This window comes from [Borrelia] tanukii (assembly GCF_030439725.2).
GTDB lineage: Bacteria > Spirochaetota > Spirochaetia > Borreliales > Borreliaceae > Borreliella > Borreliella tanukii.
Window position 1 is genome coordinate 1 of record NZ_CP179583.1, and the last position, 18,661, is coordinate 18,661.

17 protein-coding genes and 3 pseudogenes are annotated in these 18,661 nt (G+C 25.6%); 8 read left to right on the plus strand and 12 right to left on the minus strand.

Features of this window, described 5'->3' with window-relative positions:
* Positions 1–531 precede the first annotated feature (531 nt).
* A complete protein-coding gene (locus tag QIA27_RS05490; RefSeq protein WP_418906308.1) occupies positions 532–855 on the minus strand; it encodes a P52 family lipoprotein in 324 nt (107 codons plus the stop codon).
* A 320-nt stretch (positions 856–1,175) separates the two neighbouring features.
* The gene (locus QIA27_RS05495; RefSeq protein ID WP_418906309.1) at positions 1,176–2,066 is read right to left on the minus strand and encodes a S2/P23 family protein; all 891 of its coding nucleotides are present in this window, start codon (positions 2,064–2,066) and stop codon (positions 1,176–1,178) included.
* Between the two features lie 287 nt (positions 2,067–2,353).
* On the opposite strand from QIA27_RS05495, the gene QIA27_RS05500 reads away from it, so the two are divergent.
* Positions 2,354–2,905 carry a hypothetical protein gene (locus tag QIA27_RS05500; protein ID WP_418906310.1) on the plus strand — a complete coding sequence of 184 codons (552 nt, stop codon included), beginning with the start codon at positions 2,354–2,356 and terminating at the stop codon, positions 2,903–2,905.
* Positions 2,906–3,170: 265 nt separating this feature from the next.
* Positions 3,171–3,800: a complement regulator-acquiring protein gene (locus QIA27_RS05505; protein ID WP_418906311.1), complete on the plus strand. Its 630-nt coding sequence runs from the start codon at positions 3,171–3,173 to the stop codon at positions 3,798–3,800.
* Positions 3,801–4,815: 1,015 nt separating this feature from the next.
* On the opposite strand, the pseudogene QIA27_RS05510 reads toward QIA27_RS05505, so the two are convergent.
* From QIA27_RS05510 to QIA27_RS05520, 3 genes and pseudogenes are all read right to left on the minus strand, one after another.
* A pseudogene (locus QIA27_RS05510) lies at positions 4,816–4,961 on the minus strand (helix-turn-helix domain-containing protein); the annotation flags it as partial.
* Positions 4,962–6,164: 1,203 nt separating this feature from the next.
* The gene (locus tag QIA27_RS05515; protein ID WP_418906312.1) at positions 6,165–6,551 is read right to left on the minus strand and encodes a hypothetical protein; all 387 of its coding nucleotides are present in this window, start codon (positions 6,549–6,551) and stop codon (positions 6,165–6,167) included.
* 210 nt (positions 6,552–6,761) lie between these two features.
* Positions 6,762–7,157 carry a hypothetical protein gene (locus QIA27_RS05520; RefSeq protein ID WP_418906313.1) on the minus strand — a complete coding sequence of 132 codons (396 nt, stop codon included), beginning with the start codon at positions 7,155–7,157 and terminating at the stop codon, positions 6,762–6,764.
* Between the two features lie 514 nt (positions 7,158–7,671).
* On the opposite strand from QIA27_RS05520, the gene QIA27_RS05525 reads away from it, so the two are divergent.
* Entirely contained in the window at positions 7,672–7,953 is a 282-nt protein-coding gene (locus tag QIA27_RS05525) for a hypothetical protein (protein ID WP_418906314.1), read from the plus strand.
* 119 nt (positions 7,954–8,072) lie between these two features.
* Here QIA27_RS05525 and QIA27_RS05530 read toward each other — a convergent pair whose 3' ends face one another.
* Both QIA27_RS05530 and QIA27_RS05535 read right to left on the minus strand, forming a co-directional pair.
* Complete coding sequence (locus QIA27_RS05530; protein WP_418906323.1) at positions 8,073–8,156, minus strand: hypothetical protein; 84 nt, start codon at positions 8,154–8,156, stop codon at positions 8,073–8,075.
* Positions 8,140–8,697: pseudogene (locus tag QIA27_RS05535) on the minus strand (virulence-associated protein BptA). Before QIA27_RS05535 ends, QIA27_RS05530 begins: the two are co-directional and overlap by 17 nt.
* 1,509 nt (positions 8,698–10,206) lie before the next feature.
* Between QIA27_RS05535 and QIA27_RS05540 the strand changes: the two are divergent.
* Positions 10,207–10,316: pseudogene (locus QIA27_RS05540) on the plus strand (helix-turn-helix domain-containing protein); the annotation flags it as partial.
* Between the two features lie 46 nt (positions 10,317–10,362).
* Here QIA27_RS05540 and QIA27_RS05545 read toward each other — a convergent pair.
* The 5 genes from QIA27_RS05545 to QIA27_RS05565 all read right to left on the minus strand — a co-directional run bounded on the left by QIA27_RS05545 (position 10,363) and on the right by QIA27_RS05565 (position 14,069).
* Complete coding sequence (locus QIA27_RS05545) at positions 10,363–10,944, minus strand: chromosome replication/partitioning protein (protein ID WP_418906315.1); 582 nt, start codon at positions 10,942–10,944, stop codon at positions 10,363–10,365.
* Between the two features lie 16 nt (positions 10,945–10,960).
* Positions 10,961–11,719 carry a ParA family protein gene (locus tag QIA27_RS05550; RefSeq protein ID WP_418906316.1) on the minus strand — a complete coding sequence of 253 codons (759 nt, stop codon included), beginning with the start codon at positions 11,717–11,719 and terminating at the stop codon, positions 10,961–10,963.
* Positions 11,695–12,258 carry a DUF226 domain-containing protein gene (locus QIA27_RS05555; protein ID WP_418906317.1) on the minus strand — a complete coding sequence of 188 codons (564 nt, stop codon included), beginning with the start codon at positions 12,256–12,258 and terminating at the stop codon, positions 11,695–11,697. Before QIA27_RS05555 ends, QIA27_RS05550 begins: the two co-directional genes overlap by 25 nt.
* On the minus strand, positions 12,255–13,340 hold the full coding sequence (locus QIA27_RS05560) for a plasmid maintenance protein (protein ID WP_418906318.1): 1,086 nt from the start codon (positions 13,338–13,340) through the stop codon (positions 12,255–12,257). Before QIA27_RS05560 ends, QIA27_RS05555 begins: the two co-directional genes overlap by 4 nt.
* A gap of 138 nt (positions 13,341–13,478) precedes the next feature.
* Entirely contained in the window at positions 13,479–14,069 is a 591-nt protein-coding gene (locus tag QIA27_RS05565) for an isochorismatase family protein (RefSeq protein ID WP_418906324.1), read from the minus strand.
* Positions 14,070–14,690: 621 nt separating this feature from the next.
* On the opposite strand from QIA27_RS05565, the gene QIA27_RS05570 reads away from it, so the two are divergent.
* The 4 genes from QIA27_RS05570 to QIA27_RS05585 all read left to right on the plus strand — a co-directional run bounded on the left by QIA27_RS05570 (position 14,691) and on the right by QIA27_RS05585 (position 17,808).
* Entirely contained in the window at positions 14,691–14,828 is a 138-nt protein-coding gene (locus QIA27_RS05570) for a hypothetical protein (RefSeq protein WP_418906319.1), read from the plus strand.
* Between the two features lie 51 nt (positions 14,829–14,879).
* Positions 14,880–15,221 carry a P12 family lipoprotein gene (locus QIA27_RS05575; protein WP_418906320.1) on the plus strand — a complete coding sequence of 114 codons (342 nt, stop codon included), beginning with the start codon at positions 14,880–14,882 and terminating at the stop codon, positions 15,219–15,221.
* 794 nt (positions 15,222–16,015) lie between these two features.
* Complete coding sequence (locus QIA27_RS05580; protein ID WP_418906321.1) at positions 16,016–16,660, plus strand: MFS transporter; 645 nt, start codon at positions 16,016–16,018, stop codon at positions 16,658–16,660.
* A 1,019-nt stretch (positions 16,661–17,679) separates the two neighbouring features.
* Entirely contained in the window at positions 17,680–17,808 is a 129-nt protein-coding gene (locus QIA27_RS05585; RefSeq protein WP_418906322.1) for a hypothetical protein, read from the plus strand.
* Positions 17,809–18,661: the final 853 nt, after the last annotated feature.

An 18,661-nucleotide genomic window follows, 5' to 3' on the forward strand; every position in this document is an offset into this window, starting at 1 on the left:
TTTTCTTTACAACGTTTTGGTTGTAGTGGGAAAGATTGTTATCTTTATCAATTTTATACTAAAAAATAATAAATAATTTATTATTTTTAGTATAAAATTGATAAAGATAACAATCTTTCCCACTACAACCAAAACGTTGTAAAGAAAAAGATTGTCAATAGTAGTATTTTGTACGAAAGTATATAACTGGTTTTTAGACCTTAAGATGGGTTATAACCCATCTTGAATGGTACAATATATAAACTTATACATAAAAATTCTTTGAACACAAAAATTAAAATTTCATTGATCGAATAATAATAATTAATTGTATGCAATATAATTATATTGCATAATGCACCAAAATAATTAAAACACAAAGACTACCTATTAGATTTTTTTGACTCAATTGTAAAAAATCATTTTATATAAAAACGCCAAAATCCTTTAATTTCAAAATTAGCATTTTCGTTATATTTTTGAATTGTTGATCAAGAGTAGGCTCCATACAATCAAAACAATTGTCTTCACCTTCACAATACATAAGATTTACTAGACACATATCCTCAATACACAAGTACAACAAAAAACTTCCGCTTCAAACATACTATCACTTATTCTTGTTTTAACTTTGCGGAACAAGTTAATTAATTGTTTGGCTCTATTAGAGCCAAAACTCACAAAGAACTTATCAAAATATTTTTCATTATAATTCTTAAACAACGGCAATGTGAAATTACAATTATTATCTTTGGTAGAATTATTTTTCAATTTGTAAATAACATGTTTCATATCACCTAAAACACAATATTCAACTGCGCTCAATTTCAAATTAGAAAGTTTGTCTTTTCTAGAAAAGAAATTATTATAATTCATCTGCTTGTCTCGCACATAACCAATAATATCTTGTGTTATTTGTAGATATTAATAAAAATAAATCTTATAGTAGTGAATTTCATTAATTACTAATTAATATAATTCACTTTACGCAAAAACTCAATTTAACATTTTATACTTAATAGCCGATCAATCGAAACAAAGAGAAAACTAAACACGATTAGGGCTACTTATGAAAGTACTTTCATAAGTAGCCCCGCATTAATCCCCATTAATTGGGATATTAGTATTCTAATTTCCAGATATATCAAATATAATAGTAAATTATACCACACCTAAACTACTAAAATATCATTCAATTATTCATCAATAGGGGACTTTAATTTATCACTTGATAAATTTGGATACTTAGCAAGTATAAGCTTAACCGTATTATAAAACAGTTTTGGATTTAATACAATTTCATAGGCTTTATCTTTATTAGTTTGCTTGTCTTTTATAATAAGATTTGCAAGCATATTATTATTACATTTATTTTTATTATAAAAAAGCTTAAAAGATTTTGTTAGGTCATCATTAAAAACCCCAAAATTATATGAATTAATGTATCCGAACTCTTTTGAAGTCTCTTTTAAACTAATTTTGGCAACGCCAGATCTATGTTGCTCAAAATCAATATTTGATCCTTTAGAAATTAACTTCAAGTTTTTAACTTCATATTTGTCTTCAAACTCTTTAGTTGATTCAAATGCTATTATTTTAGCTATTGGGACTTCATTACCCAATATTTTATAGTTATTATCATTAATATAATAATTATAGCTAAACCATGGTAAAGATAAAGTTTTAAATCTAATCGGTGAAAAAATATAAGAATACTTAAGTCCTTTAAGATCTTGAATTAAATTATTGTTTTTATCTTTTAGCGCCCTTAAATTACCAGATTTTGCCCATGTAACATAACCCCCTACAAATATTTCCCACACTTCTCCTTCTTTTATTTCATTTAACCTACTAGATTCTTCATCAACACAATAAATATCTTTACTATATTCTTCAATATTTTTTTTACTATATTCTTCAATATTTTTTTTACTATATTCTTCAATATTTTTTTTACTATATTCTTCAATTGGCCCAAACTCCGAAATTTCGGCGTCGACTTTTTTAGAAGATTTTGGTACTAAAAAACAAGAATAAAAAAATGATATAAATAAAAATATATTTACAATATATACGCCTTTTTTCATAAAATTCTTCTTACTTTAAGTAATTTTTAAAGCCCTCCCCATCATCTTAATCTAAAAAATTTATTAAATATTTTTTCATTATATCAAAAAAAAAGAATTTGTAGCAAAAATACTAGCTAGCAACACATATTAACAGGCCTTTTGATGTGCATCATTATAATAACACATCAAAACTAAAGTAAACCATGGTGGTTTATGCAAATCATGGTGGTTGAAAATTTGATATTGGCCTTGTATTTTTGTAATATTGCAATATGCTTTTCCCTATATTAATAATGGGGGAAATAGTGAAAAACAAAAACATAATTAACTTATTATTTTTATTATTCATGACTTCTTGTGAACTATATTCAATAATAATAAGCTCGAAATTTCACTCCAGCTCAATAACAATAGACAAAAGAAAAGTGAATTTCATGCTTGAAGGAGTTTCAAAGCTTAACAATAGTGACGATGAAACCGTGTACAAAAATTTCAAAGAAAAAATCAAAATACTAAAAATAGACTTAAAATATGCAATTAATGCTGCTGAAATCGAGGAAAAATTTTTAATTTTGGAAAGTCTTTTTCAAGAAAAATTAACAGCCAAACTAAATGCCTTAAAAGCAACTAGAGCCGATATTGGGAGCCTGCTTGTAATGATTGATGATAATTATGCTAATTTTAGCTATATACAGACAAAAGCAAGATCGGCTGGGATAAGTATCTATCTTGCCCAGGATGATACTACTACCAAAACTAATCTTCAAAAAAGAGCAATGAAAGAACTATATAAAGACAGAATACAAGGGCAGTACGACTACATTGACCAAACAATAAAACACCTTGAAGAAGGTTAGATCAATGAAATTATGAAAATCATAGTGTTATGAAAATAATGGGTAAACCATGTGTCTTTTATAGAAAAGAAATTATTATAGTTCATTTACTTGTCCCGCACATTTTCATTAATATCTTGTGCTACAAATAACACAGAATATTAATGAAAAATAAATCTATAGTAAGATAAATTTCACCAATATAGCAAATTTATTACACCTACAACAAAAAACCACCAATTTTTAAAGTTGAACTCTAAATTTGCACTACACTTAAGGAATAGCTATGAACATTAAAACAATATTTATTATTTGTGTCGTTTTTGCACTGAGCTCATGCAAAAATTACGCCGATTTACAAAAAGAGACAAAAACAAAAGTCAAAGGATTTTTAGAAAAAGGATTAATGCTGGGCGATGATCCTAATAGCCATAGTAATATACCGGCATTAAAAACAACACTAAATAGTGGCGGTCAACAACAAAAAGAAGCAGCTAAACAAGAAAAGATAGAAAGACAAAGACAAGAAAGACAAAAAGAGATAGAAAGGGATAGTTATGATGATGATAATCATAATAGCTATGAAGAAAAAAGTCTCGAAAGTACCTTATCAGACATAAATACAATACTTGAAAATATTAAGGCGGTTAACCCAACAGATAAAGAAGATATTAGAGAAAAAATTGGAGACCCCACATATGATTTATACGAAGAGATAAGTAAGAGCTCTTTTGTAGATGATATTGATGAAGATGGGAGCCTTATTCCTTCATTGGGCGATGCTAGAGAGCCATTTAACTCGAAAAATTCACAAAACACAATAGAGGACGGTAATTTTAGCAGCTTGCTGCTAAAATTAAAAAGCACGCTAGAAAGTCTTAAGAAAGCAGTTGAAAACGAGCTAAAACAAAATTAAAATACACCTTTTTTGTTTTGAAATTTATCTAGTCTCTAAAAATAGAGGCTAGATTTTATCTAAAATTGTGCTTAACTTTTCGACAGTAATAACAAAATCAAAACTCAACTAAAAAAATAGAAAAACATTATTTTAGAGTAATCATTTTTCAATTCATTTCATTAAATTGATACACTAAAGAATTATAGTCATAGGATTGATACAAATTTTAACTTCGACTTTTTTAGAAGATTTTATTACGAAAATACAAACACAGAAAAATAACATATAAAAAAATAAAGAAAAATATCTTCAAAAGATATACACACTTTTTCATAAAACTCTTTTTACCCAAGCAACTTTTAAAGCGGTGTGCTTTAAAAGTCAAATTTTTTTTATTATTTTAATAGTTTATAACAATTTGTATCAAATACCTTTATTTCTTTTGCCCCTCAAAAAAGCTTTTATGAAATCATGGTGGTATTGTTGTAACATAATACACCGTTTTAGGTCTTATAACTTACAGAATATCTTTATTTTTTACAAAAAAATTAGGGCTTATAGAAACTTCCTAATAAGAAAATTGCTATAAGCCCTAAAAAAGCTTTAAATCAACTTTTTAGGAATTAAATGAGTTAATTTCCTAAAATACACATTATATTATATGCATGATATAAAATCAAATATTTTAACCTAAAAATTTAAAATTTTTGCCGTACAAGTATTTACTTTTACATGAAAATTTTTTATCATAAAAAAAACTTTAATCAAATTTTTTTCAGGAGTAAAAGTTATGAGGTTTAAAAAAAAATAAAAGACCTTTATTAAATCAAAAAGCAATCCCAAAGCTAAACATTTAATTTCAAATTTCATGCTTCCTCTCCTTTAAAGCTAATATTAGCCCTAGCTCATTTTAATTTGAATTACAAAATTACCCCCCTTCTTAGTGAACTGCTATTTCTATAATCTTTGATATAGAAATAGCCTATTGCCCCATACCACTATAGCTTTTTCCTTTATAGGACGGGAAAAATTAATTTTTATAATTACTTGGATTGGTAATAAGAATTTGTTTATTTTTCTCATTATAGTCTCTCCTATAACTTAACATTTTGTTATACAAAATTTTACACATCCAAATAATTTTGAAAAGCATTTCCCTTGATAAGTGTTAAGATATATTCTGTACGTATAAGTTTTAGTAGCAAATTATTCTTTAAAAGTAGATTTAAATCTACTTTTAAAATTCACCTCCACTTATAATTTCATAGAAATTATAAGTGGATTATTCTGCATACTTTTAGTTAAATCATTACATATTACTAAATTTTTATCCTAATTTATTAGGTGAACTACTATTTCCAATTAAAAGATAATTCTTTTCTATTTTTTCATTCATATAAATGTCCTTAATTTATTACTATCTCATATAAGTTGGTTAGTCCATACTTATGAGCCTTGGCAAGGCTCATATATTTATTATTCTTTATCTATGAATTTAGTAAATTTGGAAATAAATTCCATAGTGATACATTAATACTTCTTTTAATTCATCTGGCTTGAGCTTTTAATTCATTAATGTTATATTTGAATGCTTTGTGTATTTCAATACACAAGGGACAAATTATTAAGCTTAGAAAGTGATTTATTGTGAATAAAAAGCTCATTTTAAGAATTAAATGTTATTTATACTATCAAAAATAATCAATTCTAGCCAAAACTTATTCTTTTTTCCTTTTCAAAAGTCATATAACAAAAAACTTTTAAGATTATCCATTTCTACATTTTCTCCCTAAAATCACTTTTGCTTATCCTATTATTCACATTACCTTATTATGAAAAATACTAAGATCTTAAAATGATACTTTTTTTTGCATTTTGAATTTCAAAAAATCTCTAATAACATTATTTTGGCCATTAGAGATCCCAATCTTTTCTGCATTTCCACAAACAACACTACTCTTATGATTCCTTATTTTGGGCCTTATTATCATGATCATCTATTCTGTCCAAATGATTCTTTCTACACTCTTAAAACTCCCCAGAAGCTATACGCTTTAACAACCCCTCACCAATCTATACCCCCTTTCGGGGGTTTATTTTTTTTCATAAGCTCTTAAAATTCGTCTCTCCAAATAACCTTATAACAACAATCCCCCCCATCTTCATGTTTCATAATCTCCCAAACCTTTGTATTTCAAATTATTTGAAAACTGCTTCAAAAAGTACACTAATTTGTGCTGAATACTCCTTCAATGTAGTTTCGGAATTATTCAGCACATTAATATAAGTTAATTTGATTGTTTTTAAACAACTATTTCTATAATATTTAATTTAGAAATAGTTGTTTAAAGCTTTACAAAAGCAATATACCAAGTGTAATTTTTAATACTTGACTATATTCAGTAAACCATTGGCCATTGATTGGGGAGGCATAGCCAGTTTACCAGGTTGTCTGACATCTTCATCTGGATGGAGTGCAATGTAATCCCAGTAACTTAATGCTGCCCATTGTTTAATCATTGTTGAATAAGAATTAATTGACAATGTTTTTGAAAAATGGTCGGTTCTAACCAGCTGAAAAACCGCTTCTTCAATTCTATAGTCTAATAAGGGAGCAAGAGTTAAAAAAACTACCTCGGACACAGACTCTGCAAAATAGGGATTCATAATTTCTGAAGCACTGTTGTCGGGCTCTATTTGCAATGCACTAAGAACTGTATTTGCAAATTTAGAGATTCTAGCCGAATTATCCACTACAACTCTATTCATTTCACTATCTAAGTATTTACTGATATTTTTTAGTTTTATACTGCTGGTCTCCGCTCCGCAAATGTTTTCTATCGTAGAATCAAAAATCTATAATATCGTCGTCTATGCAAGCCATGGTCGCCTCGTTCGTGATGGTTAACTTTGTATACTAAGAATCCTTGAGAAGCAAGATCATACGCTCTTACCACTATTTCTAGCTGTCCCAAGTTATTACCTTGAAGAATGGGTATAAGCAATCCTTATTGTAAAAAATGTACTTTCATTGGGCGCGCTTGTATAGTAAATATAAGAAGGTGGTTTTGAAGCAATACCATTCTTAAATCTTCTGTCTTCTATTGTTCCGTAATTGAAAAACTTAGTACTTTTTAACAAATCAGCTTTGTAAAGAGCTTGATGCGCAGAATCAATACTGTCCAAGAACCGTGATCCCGGAATGAAAGTCAACCTCAACCTTAGCAGTTGAATGTAAATACACAGTATCAACCCCTTCAAAATAGTTAAATACTTTATCTTTATCCTTTTTATTTTGACTGTCTTGGCTACAAGCCTAAATAAAAATAAAATAGTTAAAAATACCTTTTTATGGTACATATTTTTTATTTTCATTTTATTTTCTTTATATCATATTATTAATTTATAAATAAATGATTATGGGCTATTTTTCCACTTTATTCCCGATTGACAATTTTATAATGATAAAAAGTATACTAATAACACTATTAATGTTTTTTATTAATTCCCAACATATCTCTTTTCTAATGAAGCATTTGAAGAAGTTACTACTATTTATAATAGTAATAAGTCCGATTTTGAATTTATTGCTCACATTAAAACCAAAATTTGAAACTTATGCTTTAAGGCATTCCAAGGGATAAATAAATCTAAAGCTTGATATGAAAATTGCACATAGCACAAAGCTTGTACTTAATAACTGTTAAAAACATAGGCACCATTAAAAATGGGTGCCTAACTAAAATAACTAGCTTTTCCAAAATGGAGAGAAATGGAAAAACTATTAAAACCATAAAATTTGTACCTTACAATATACACCATATAAATATATATGGTGTATATTGAACTTTTTTTTATTAATGAATTAATCTATATTTATTTCATGAGAATGATAGAAGGATATTTATTTTACAAAGTTTCTGAAGCTCAAGAAATCCTTAAAAACAAATTTGATTATAAAATAACAAAAAGCCATTTAAGATATAAACTAGAGGTTTTCGAATGTTATATCAGAATAGGAAACATAATGATGATTCCAGAAGATTTCTTGAAATATTTAACACTTAGTTTAGTCTTGTTTAAAAAAAACGAAAAATATAAAATAGAAATAAAAAAAGAAATAAAAGAAAAAATGCCTAAGTTTAAAGAATTGATAAAAAAGGATAAATAAATTTATTTTTTAAAACACCTTATATCTTAATTTAAAAACTTTACACTTCTATTATATGGAAAGAAAGTTTTATAAAAACGTTTCAATCTTAATCAGCAACATACTATTTTTAAAAAAATTCATTTCAAATTAAAGATTATATTTTGTAAAAAATTTTCTATATCCATTTTATATTCTTTGCCTTCATTAGAAACTAAAACAATCTTTAATCGTTTTAATTTTTGATTTTATTAAAAACCTCCTCAGAAAGGTAATGCACAAGGTATTTTTTCCCGTAAAAGGAATTTTTAAATGAAAAAATTTTTCATTAATATTTAGATCTCCAATGTTAAAATCCTTTAATTGCTGCCATTCCTCGCTTGGTAAATTATTTTCATGCCTTGAAACTTGAGTATCTTCAAATCCTTCAAAAATTACACTTTTAAAACCTAGAATTTTATTATCGTGAACTACAAAATCAAGCTTGTAGCCGAAATTCATAGCTCTATAAACATCTATCAAATAACCTGTCATATTCATATTCTTTTAATGCTCAAGTTCAGGATCCATAAACTCCGATTTTATAAAAATTAGCTCTTTCAAATTGCTATCTTTAAAAAAGATATGTATAAGTCTCATCAGTAAGACTATATCTTTTGATTTTTTAATAATTTTATTATAAATAATATTGTTTTCTTTTTTTTTAAAACAAAAAACCCTAAAAACACAGATTAACAATAATCCGTAAAATAAAATTCTACTCATTAATAATCCATCCTATTGATGCAAAATCATATCAAATGCATTATAAAAATGCATGTTGTTTCCCCTACTTACTTTGAAAGAATATTCCTTTTTCTCGTTATTTATCTCATCGAAACATTCAATTATACATCAATTCCATTTATTTATGCCAACTTTCTTAGTATATTTACTTTTTCATCTTCAAAAGATATATCCATACCAAAATTAAAATGATTAATCCCATCAATAAAGTAAGTATTAATTGGATACTCCATCATAGAAACCCAATCAATATATATCTTTTTAAGTATAATCTCTGAACTATTTATAATTTGTATATTAAAATGTAAATCTATGTGTCTCGCATGATAATGCCTTAAAACAAAGGATCCAAATTTAGTATTTGATGTAAGAATTATACCTAAATCAGATCTATTACTTTCATTTATAATAACAACTTCTTAAGATTCTTCACTAGAAAAAATAAATGGGATAAAAATTATAAACTATTCCCCTCTTCTCTCTCTAGAGGCTAATTTTAAAATTCGATGCAAATAATTTTGTATACAAAAATAGAATTGTTGTGTTTAAAAAGTATATTATTTTCAAATAATATATTGATTTTAGCAACATATATGAAGTATAATGTTAGCAAGCGGTGCTATTAACTATAAGCATCCTTAACTTTGGTCGATGTCTATTTTATAGGGCTTAAGATAAATACCCTTAAATTAAGGGTATTTATGGTTGGGCCCTATGTGATTTTATATTATAATAATTAAATCATAAAAGAATGATTATTATAAATCTTGTAGAAAGAATTCTTTAATATATAAATATAAAACCTTTAAAAAATATTTTGATTAATCAATGATATCTTTGGAAGGGATTTCAATTTTTCATGCCAATCTATATTGGTATTTGATAAAAATCAAAATTATTCCAATATAATTAATTCTTGTATTAACTTCTTCAAAATACAAATTTTTATAAATTAGAGTTAAATATAGATTGCTAAGAAACTAAATAAGAATCATCTAATCAAAATGTCTGAAAATAACCGGGTTAATTTAGCTATGATTTCTTTAATATTTTTGCTTCTTCCTAAGAAGCTTTCCTTTAGAATTTTTTCTAATTGTTGAAATTCTTTTTTAATGAATAAGTTTATTTTAGCTCTAGATATATACTTTTTGATGATATTAATAAGGACTCCTTAAATGTAGATGCTAAAATAATTTTTAGATAAAGAATAAGGCTTCTAAATCTACTTATATAAATAAGTAGATTTTTTCCCTATAGGCTTTCAAAATGCTTTTTTACATCATTAATAAATTTAGAATTTTAAATATTAAAAGGAAATTCTAGTAATAAGTTAATTGGGGGGCTTTATCGCAGTTGAATTCTTTAAAGGGTTTTTCTGCAGAGAACATATATTTAGTATTATTTGTTAAAGATAGGGGGAAAGCCCACCATTTATGCATTTATATCCATATTCAGCAACTAACACAAAGCAATAATTAAGTAGAATGTATTGATGTTAACAAAGATTATAAGCACATAATATGCCCTAACTCTAATCAAAAAAATGCTTTCTAAAAGCATTACAATGTGTAAGATTTTTGTATAACAAAATGTTAAGTCTTAGTGAACTACTGTTTCTATAATCTTTGATTTATAAATAGTAGTTCACTTATATTTCCTATATTTTTTATACTCTTTCATAATCTCATTAAGCAATTCTTCTTTATCTTTAAGTAATTTTTCTAACAAAAAGCTAGTAAATTTTGCCTTTGTCTTATAATATATGTATGCATTTTCTGTTTTAAGCTGGAATCTTAATGGTCTAATAAAATTTCTATTTGATTTTTTAATTTTCATTCCTTCTTTATCCTTTAAAAGGAACAAAGAATTTTGTATGCCGTTTTCAATTATATCTTTTTCTTGTACTAGTCCTTCTTCTATTGCATTTGCTATTCTTAAATATTCGTAAGCCTGACTTTTTGCTATTTTATAATTCTTAGTAAACATTTCAAAATTTTGGTATCCATCTAATTTATAATATTCTTTATCTTTAATTTCCTTCAATATTTTCATTGTTTCTATTTTATTATGAATTTCTTTTTGAAAGTTTATCACCAGTCTTTCTTTTAAAAAGAGAAATCGTTCAATTTTATCTTCGTTAAAACTAATTTCATTTTTACTTTGATTTTTTGTAGTATTGATACGATCTTTTATTTTTATATTCATATATTTGAATTTTACACCCATTTTATCTCCTTATATATTATGAAGTTAAAAGTTTTTCCGATAACTGGAAAAACTTTTTAAGTGTAATTTCGTATTCTTTTATGTAATCTTTGTTTAAATCAAAATTATCATTCTCTGCTATTCTTTTATTTAAGTCTTCACGTTCATGAATGAGTCCTAAAAAATTATCATCTTTACTTATCAATTCCAATAAGTGTTTATAAGTATTATTTTTTTTAAAATTAGTTACCATTGGGAAGATCGGTATTTTTAATTTTAATCTTCTTAGAGCAAATTCTAATAATTGTAAACTTTCTACTGACCATTTTTGAGCAGTCATTGGAATTATTATGTAATCACTTACAACTAGTACATTTGTTAAAATAATCCCTAAGCTAGGACTAGTGTCTATTATTATATAGTCGTATTTATATTTTAATAGTTTTAAATTGTCTTTTAATCTCGTTTCTTTAAAGGGAATGTTATCGTCGTAAAAAAGGTATAAATATATGTAACTGGGCAATATGTATAAATTATTTTTAAGCCTAAAGATGGAAGAATTTATATTTTTTTTATCTGTTAATACTTCATAAATATTTTGTTTCGAAACATCTACTCCTTGTTCTTCTAAAAGATCTGAGAAATAACTGGTAGTCGATGCTTGTGGATCAGTATCAATTAAAAGAACTTTATATTTTTCAGATAGAAGTGTCGAAAAGATAATGGCACTTGTGCTTTTACCGACACCTCCTTTAATTGAGCCAATGGCAATTATTTTGGTATTTTCTCCATCCATTTGTTTATGATTCCTCCACTTGGTAATTCTTTTTGATAGAATTCATATACCTCTTTTTCTAATCTATTTAACATATCGATAAATGCTTGAAAATATTTTTTATTTATCTTTTCTTTCTTTATTAGTCTGGCAAGGCTCCTTAAATAGCAGAATACACTACCTTTTTTAAATTTGAATTCTATATAATACACTTTAGAGAATGTATATGATTTTACAGTACCATTAACTTTGTATCTTGTAATAATGTTTTTTATAGGTTTTCTGTGTCCATAAAAAATTCCTATAAATTTGTCATTTTCTCTTGTAGAGAATAAATTGAGTCCTTCTAACTTTTCTTGATTAAACAATTCTCTGAAAAGAATTAAAAATTTGTTTTTTTTATATTTGTTTATTTCAAATCTATATAGATCCATTAACATTTTAGTATGATATATTGTTCTTCCTTTGAGAATTTCTTTTTTTATAAAAATTTCTGGTTTTCTGCTTTCTCTTATTATTTCTTTTTTTTTGTTTCTAAGTTTTTCTAGTACACCTTTCATCTTAAGCTCTTAATTAAAACGGTTGTTTTTTCATTGTTTTGTTGTTTTATTAGATTGATTATTTCATTATAGTATTGATTGTTAAATACTTTTCTGTATTCCAGATTTTTTTGTTTGTCCAAATATTCTTTAATTTTGGATTTCAAGTTTACTTTGTTAGTTTTATAACATAATTGATCTAAAAGTATGCTGTAAATGTTATTTTTTATATTGTCTTTATTGTTTTTAATTCCAAATTTTTTAGTATTTTCTTTTATTTTTTCCATAATTTTACTAAGGTCTTTGTATTTGTTGTTTTCTAATATGAAATGGGGTTTATTTTTGTATTTCTGGTATATGTTTTTTATTTGTATTTTTATTTTTTCTTTGTCGTAACCTTCGTTTATCAAATGTATTTTTGTTTCTTTCAGAATTGAAATTAAATTCTTTCTTTTATAGTGTAATGACTTTTGTGTATGATCTTTGTTTTCTTTTTTGAAGTAGTATTTTTCTTTACTTATAAGTTTGAAAAGCTTTATTGATTCTTCTTTCCTTAATCCAAGATTAATAATAAATGAAGAAATGTCTTCACTAAAGTTACATTTCTGCGAATATTTTTTTAGTTTTAGTTTATTAAGTTGTATTTCCTTTTTATTCTCTTTTTCTTCTTTATTATTTTTATTATTAAAACACTCCCCATATTTTACACTGTCCTTTTTACTATAATTTATTTTGATGTATGAATTAACTCGCTTTTGGAATCTTTCTGTTTTTTTATCCCTGAAGTATTGGTTTAGTATATTGTAGCATTCTTTTTTAGAATGTCTAAGAGTATAGTAGATTTCGGTTCCCATATTAATACCCAGATGTCTGTAGTAGTTAGTAGTAATGTTAAGCTTTTCTAATTTATAGAAGTAATTTCGAAGCGTTTTGATGGAAATTTCTTTTTGCCCATTGCGCTTTAAGTTGCTATTAAAACAATAAAGGATATCAGATTGGCAGTATTTTTTTTTGGTTTTGTTGACATACTCAAGTGTTGCAATTAAAGTAATAAGCTTGTGTTGATATTTACTTTTTGTTTGTGGGGATTTATTAACTTTCACTTTTGCCTCCTCAACTTCGGCTGGTTTTTATACATTCTTATATGATAAAGCAAATTTTTAGATAAGTAAAGTTTATCACTAAAAAATAAAAATAAAATTTTTTTTATTTAAATATTTGTTTTCCATGCTTTAATATTGTTAGATTATCTTTTTTGGATTAAGGTTACTTTGGCTTTCTAAGATGTCCTTAGAAAAACAAGTTAATACATTAAGCTTTTTAAGCTCTTGAATTATTAGTTCAGGAGTGGTTGTTATGCTTTTTGTAGCATCTATTATTAGACAAACTTGAAATCCCAAGTTAATTGCATCAAATATTGTTTCTTTTACACAAAAATCTAATGCTAATCCCGCTATAAATAATGTATTGATTGATTTTTTTTTTAGATAAAAATGAAGGCCTGTTTGTTTTGTTTTTATGTAATTATCATAGAATCCACTATAACTATCGTAATATCGACTTTTACCTTTAAAAAAAACTTTTTTTATTCTTTTTGTATTTAGACTGTTAGGAAATTTTGATCCCCAGGTATTCTTGACACAGTGTATGGGCCAAATGCCTCCGTTTTTGTTGCTTGAAAAGCTTACATGATTTTTACAATGCCAATCCTTGGTAGCAAGAATGTTTTTGAAATAATTTTGAAGTTGGTTAATCAAGGGAATTATTTCGTTGCTATTAGGTACTGGTAAAGCACCCGATTCTAAGAAATCATTTTGTATATCTATTAAAATAAGTGCACTATTTTCTGTTATTTTTAAAATAAAATCCTCCTTGGGAGATATTTTAATAGTGGAATAATTTTGCTATATTAGGCAATACTTTTAAATATAATTTTCATTAATCATTAAACCTAAGGCAGTAATTAATTTTACCTTAAAACGATCCAAATTAAAACATGAGAACTATCTTTACTTAAGAACAGTTTATAATAATTTTATTTTCATTTTTTAGTACGATTATATTTATAGTATAATTATTATTTGATATAAATTTAAATGATATTTTTTAGCTTTTAATAAGCTAGCTTTTGAAGTTTAAGGTCAATAATAAAAGAAATAATTCTTAATAAAAAATAAATAAGTACATAATAAAGTTCTCTAAGAGAAACGCTTTTTATAGCAAATGTTTTATATTTTCTAGTAGTTGTATGAATTAGAAATCAGGTGGTGCTCTACTTTAGGAGAAAATAGATATGAAGAAGAAAATTTTGGTAATGTCTATGTTAATATTGCTGAGTTTGTTGTCATGTGATATAAATGCCAATAATTAAATGTTAATTAAAGCAAGAGAAAGATATTTAAAAGAAAACAAAAAGGTGGAAGATCTAAATTCTAAGGATAGCCATCAAAAGTTTGAGGAAAGGCAAGAGATCTAAGTTGAGGCAAGCAGCCGGTGTTAAACAACGGCTAGAAGAAGGAGTAAAAGAAATTGTGCAGGATATTCCTTTAGAGCCTGTTAGTGTGGATAATGTGGGAATTCCAGATATTTGAAATTCTCCATATTATCCTCATCAAGAAGAAATAGAGACAAAGGAAAGGGGCTTGGTTTTAAATACCAATGAAGAAAAGGAGGCAGAGAAAGCAATTAGTGATGTAAAGAGTGTTCTTGCAGGTTTTGAATTTTTTGCTAAATTAGTTTTGGACGCAGGTAAATTAAAAAGTGAATATGAGCAATTAGAATCCAGTTTTTATGATACACTCTCAGAACTTCAAAATAAAATAAGGAGTTATCCTAGAAATAATGAGAGACAGAGACTAATTCAATTGCGCAATCAATTGAATGGGGCAAGATTTCATGTTGATAGGTTTAGGATTCAAGTTGATAGTGGGCTTAACGAGAGAATATCTTCAAAATCTTTATTTGATAAGTCCCAAGCACCTTAAGAGTAGCTATTGCTAAAAGGTTAAAAGATAAGCGTAGAAGTTACTGGTCAAGAAAAAGGGACAGCGATTTATTAGCTAGGTAGGCACTAAGAGAGGCAAGGAATGCATTAAGTCAATTAGAATCTTCTTTCTATAAAGCTAATTGAAGCAATGGGAATAAAGAAGGAAATAGAATCTTTTGTTGAAGATTCAAAGGGCGCTTTAAGATAGTCTTTGAAATATAAGAAATATGTGTTAGGGTATAAATTCACATTGTCTAATGTCTAATAGTAGTGTTTTAAAGAGAGGTTTTTATTGAATAAGACCCTCTTATGTTTTATAAGCGGGTATTTAAGAATGGTTATTTTTAATATTTTAAAAATTTGGTTATGAATGTATTGTTTTAAAGTTTTTTGGAAAGTATCAAATGTTTTTAATAATGGTGATAAATTGAGAATTTAGTATATAATAATAAATTATTTTAAGGATGTATGAGGATAAATTTTTTATTGAATATTGAGAAAGAAAGAAAAAATTTATTCGATAAGGAATGTAAAATAAGAGTTATAAAAAAGGCAGCATCTTTTTAATTAGAAAGTAAAATAATATTGGCAAATAAAGATTATCAAGCCCCTTCTTTCTTTACTAATAATGCAATTGCATCGAGTATGGCTATTGATATCATATTTTACTTTGGTAATGAATATGAAAAAAGTTAATTCTTTAAATAAATAAATTGGTATCAGTAATCATAATTTCCCATTTCATTTTATTTATATTTTCAAAAATAAATCTTGCAGATATAATAAAGATCTATGATAGAAAGCAAACATCAAAAATATTATTTCTATTCATTATTTTTGTCAGAGCTTGCAAGAACATTGCCCCATGCGGTACTAACTATTATTTTAATAAACAAAGGTTTATCGCTAAAAGATATTGCTATAGTACAAATTTGCTATATGGCAGCAATTATTATTTTTGAATTTCCATCAGGCGTAATATCAGATATTTTTGATAGAAAAATTGTTTACTTGGCATCAATTTTCTTGCTAATGATTTCTTATTTTATTATTTTTAAAGCTTCTTCATTCATACTTCTTTGTATTTCGTGGTTTATATATGGGATGTCAGCTGCTATTAACACCGGGACAATTGATATTAGTTTTACTAAAATATACCAAAATAATTCAAAAAAGCTAAAAGCTTTTATATCATTTGTAAAAATGATACTAAGTCTTGGCGCCATTTTAGGCGGATATATCGGAAGTGTACTATATTTATACATTGATATAAAAATTTACCGAATTTCATTGTTAATATATTTAATATCCTCTTTAATTACAATTTTTTTCATACCAAATGATAAAAATATAGATCATAAGCACAATAAAGAAGATTTAACCCCATGTCTTATAAAGTTAAAACAAAAAATAATAATATTATTAAAATCTAAATAACTTTTAGAATTATTTATTTTAAATAGCGCTATTCAATTTTTTTATCAACCCTTTTATTTATACTGGCAAGCAATTTTTATTGATAAAAATATATCTATTAGTATATTTGGATTTATATATGTACTGTTTCGTTTATCAGATATTGTAGGGGCATGGATATTTAGAAAAATTAAACATTCAAAATATGATATTTATGTTATTTTGGCTATAATATTTTTATTATCAGTTTTAATGAAAATAGTTTCACATATTTACATATTTATTACTATAATAATATTTTTAGTAATTTCAATTTCTGTTTATTCTAATAATTTGGAATATTTCTTAAGAAAAAATGTGGATTCAAAAGTTTTGGGAACTATAACCTCTATTAATAGTACATTATCCCGTATATTTTCATTTTTAGCACTAGCTATATGCTCGATTTTAACTAATTTTATAAGTGCTATAAATACATTTGTTTTATTAATACTTATTTTTTGCACATTATCTATTGTTGTGACATATAAATTTAAAAATAATAAAAAAAGTTAATAGATAGATATTATTATCTTTAGCTTTCCTTTAAATAAATAAAAATTAATACCAAGCAACATTTTGGAAATAGAAATAATAAGATTATATTCTATTTGAATTAAAAGTTATTCCTTAAATTTTTTCTTGGATGATAGTTGTTTGTCTTGTTTTAATATTTTTTTGGGGGCATATTATTTCTAATGCTAAAAGTGTGGATTTTTTGAAATGTGTTATAATGGCATTTTTCCTAAAAAAGATACACTCTCTAATTTGAATTTGAGTGCGATGATTGAACATTGTGTTTTAAGCGACATGAAAAAGGCTGATAATGGATTGAAAAATAATTATTTTAGGGGGGATAGGAGGAGGCATTGATTCTAATTCTTCATTACTGTTATTTGAAGACTATAATGAAAAAGATTTTGAGGGGAGTTCTTTTTGAATTTAGGTTCTAAAAGAGGTCCAAAGAATTAATTAACTTGTTTGGTAGGATTAAAACAAGGTTGTTGGGTTATGATTTATTTGAGCTTGAGGGTATTATATTATATTTTTGTATTATGAATCCCAAGTTTTGTGATGTTTTTTATGCTGATTTTGAGAGATATAGTTTTGATGATGATGAAGAGGTGTAGTCGGTTGATCAACGGTACCATGAGATAAAGAAATCATTGGAATTGGAATTAAAGTTATAACAAGTTTAAATTTTAATTATAAATTAATAGATTAAGCGATATAATTGGTAATTGAAATTTAGTAAATGATTTGTAAGTGATAAATTAGAGCTGTTTAGATAATAATTTAGATTGCTTTTATTGAGCTTTTAGAGATGCAAATGACTTAATGCAGTTGAGATTTTTTGGTACAGATTTAATATATAAGGCGTTTTAACTAAAAAGGTTTTATGAATTAGAGTTGTATTTAATTTCATGTAGAGCTTCTTTTAACTTCGCAATCAAAGGAGTAAACAATTTTCAACTGTTTAGTAGTAATACTAAAATCAAAATATTTTTTGCTACATAATTAATTTTTTTTGTACAGTATATCAGATTTGAAATGTAAAGAGTTTAATATTTAGATTTTTCAGGGGAGCTAATGGAATTCTATAAGCCATAATAATTCTAAGTAATTGTGTTTAGTGCTAGTAGAATTAATAAGATGTTCACTAATTAGAATGAATTCATCCATATTTATTCTGTAAAAATTTTCCTGTTTAACAGATTTTCTTTTAAAAAATAGATTGAATAAAAACATATAAACAATATTTACTTCTATGTAAAAATTACAAAAAGTCAAAGTTTTACTTTTGATATTTAAAAGTTTATTTTTTTGAGAAATTAGATTTATAGTTTTCTTTATTGTATTTGAAAGTTGTTGTTTTGAGGGTAAAGTTTTGACTTTTTAGGGTAGCCTTTAAAGTTAATATATTATACTAATTAAAATTATATATAATTTTTAATTAGTATAAATATATTAACTTTAAAGGCT

Excerpts from the sequence above, each read along its gene's own strand:
- QIA27_RS05580 (WP_418906321.1), top strand. The coding sequence starts at position 16,016 with ATGATAGAAAGCAAACATCAAAAATATTATTTCTATTCATTATTTTTG.
- QIA27_RS05515 (WP_418906312.1), bottom strand. The coding sequence starts at position 6,551 with ATGAATAGAGTTGTAGTGGATAATTCGGCTAGAATCTCTAAATTTGCA.
- QIA27_RS05505 (WP_418906311.1), top strand. The coding sequence starts at position 3,171 with ATGAACATTAAAACAATATTTATTATTTGTGTCGTTTTTGCACTGAGC.
- QIA27_RS05525 (WP_418906314.1), top strand. The coding sequence starts at position 7,672 with ATGATAGAAGGATATTTATTTTACAAAGTTTCTGAAGCTCAAGAAATC.
- QIA27_RS05490 (WP_418906308.1), bottom strand. The coding sequence starts at position 855 with ATGAATTATAATAATTTCTTTTCTAGAAAAGACAAACTTTCTAATTTG.
- QIA27_RS05555 (WP_418906317.1), bottom strand. The coding sequence starts at position 12,258 with ATGAAAGGTGTACTAGAAAAACTTAGAAACAAAAAAAAAGAAATAATA.
- QIA27_RS05520 (WP_418906313.1), bottom strand. The coding sequence starts at position 7,157 with ATGAAAATAAAAAATATGTACCATAAAAAGGTATTTTTAACTATTTTA.
- QIA27_RS05550 (WP_418906316.1), bottom strand. The coding sequence starts at position 11,719 with ATGGATGGAGAAAATACCAAAATAATTGCCATTGGCTCAATTAAAGGA.
- QIA27_RS05495 (WP_418906309.1), bottom strand. The coding sequence starts at position 2,066 with ATGAAAAAAGGCGTATATATTGTAAATATATTTTTATTTATATCATTT.
- QIA27_RS05545 (WP_418906315.1), bottom strand. The coding sequence starts at position 10,944 with ATGGGTGTAAAATTCAAATATATGAATATAAAAATAAAAGATCGTATC.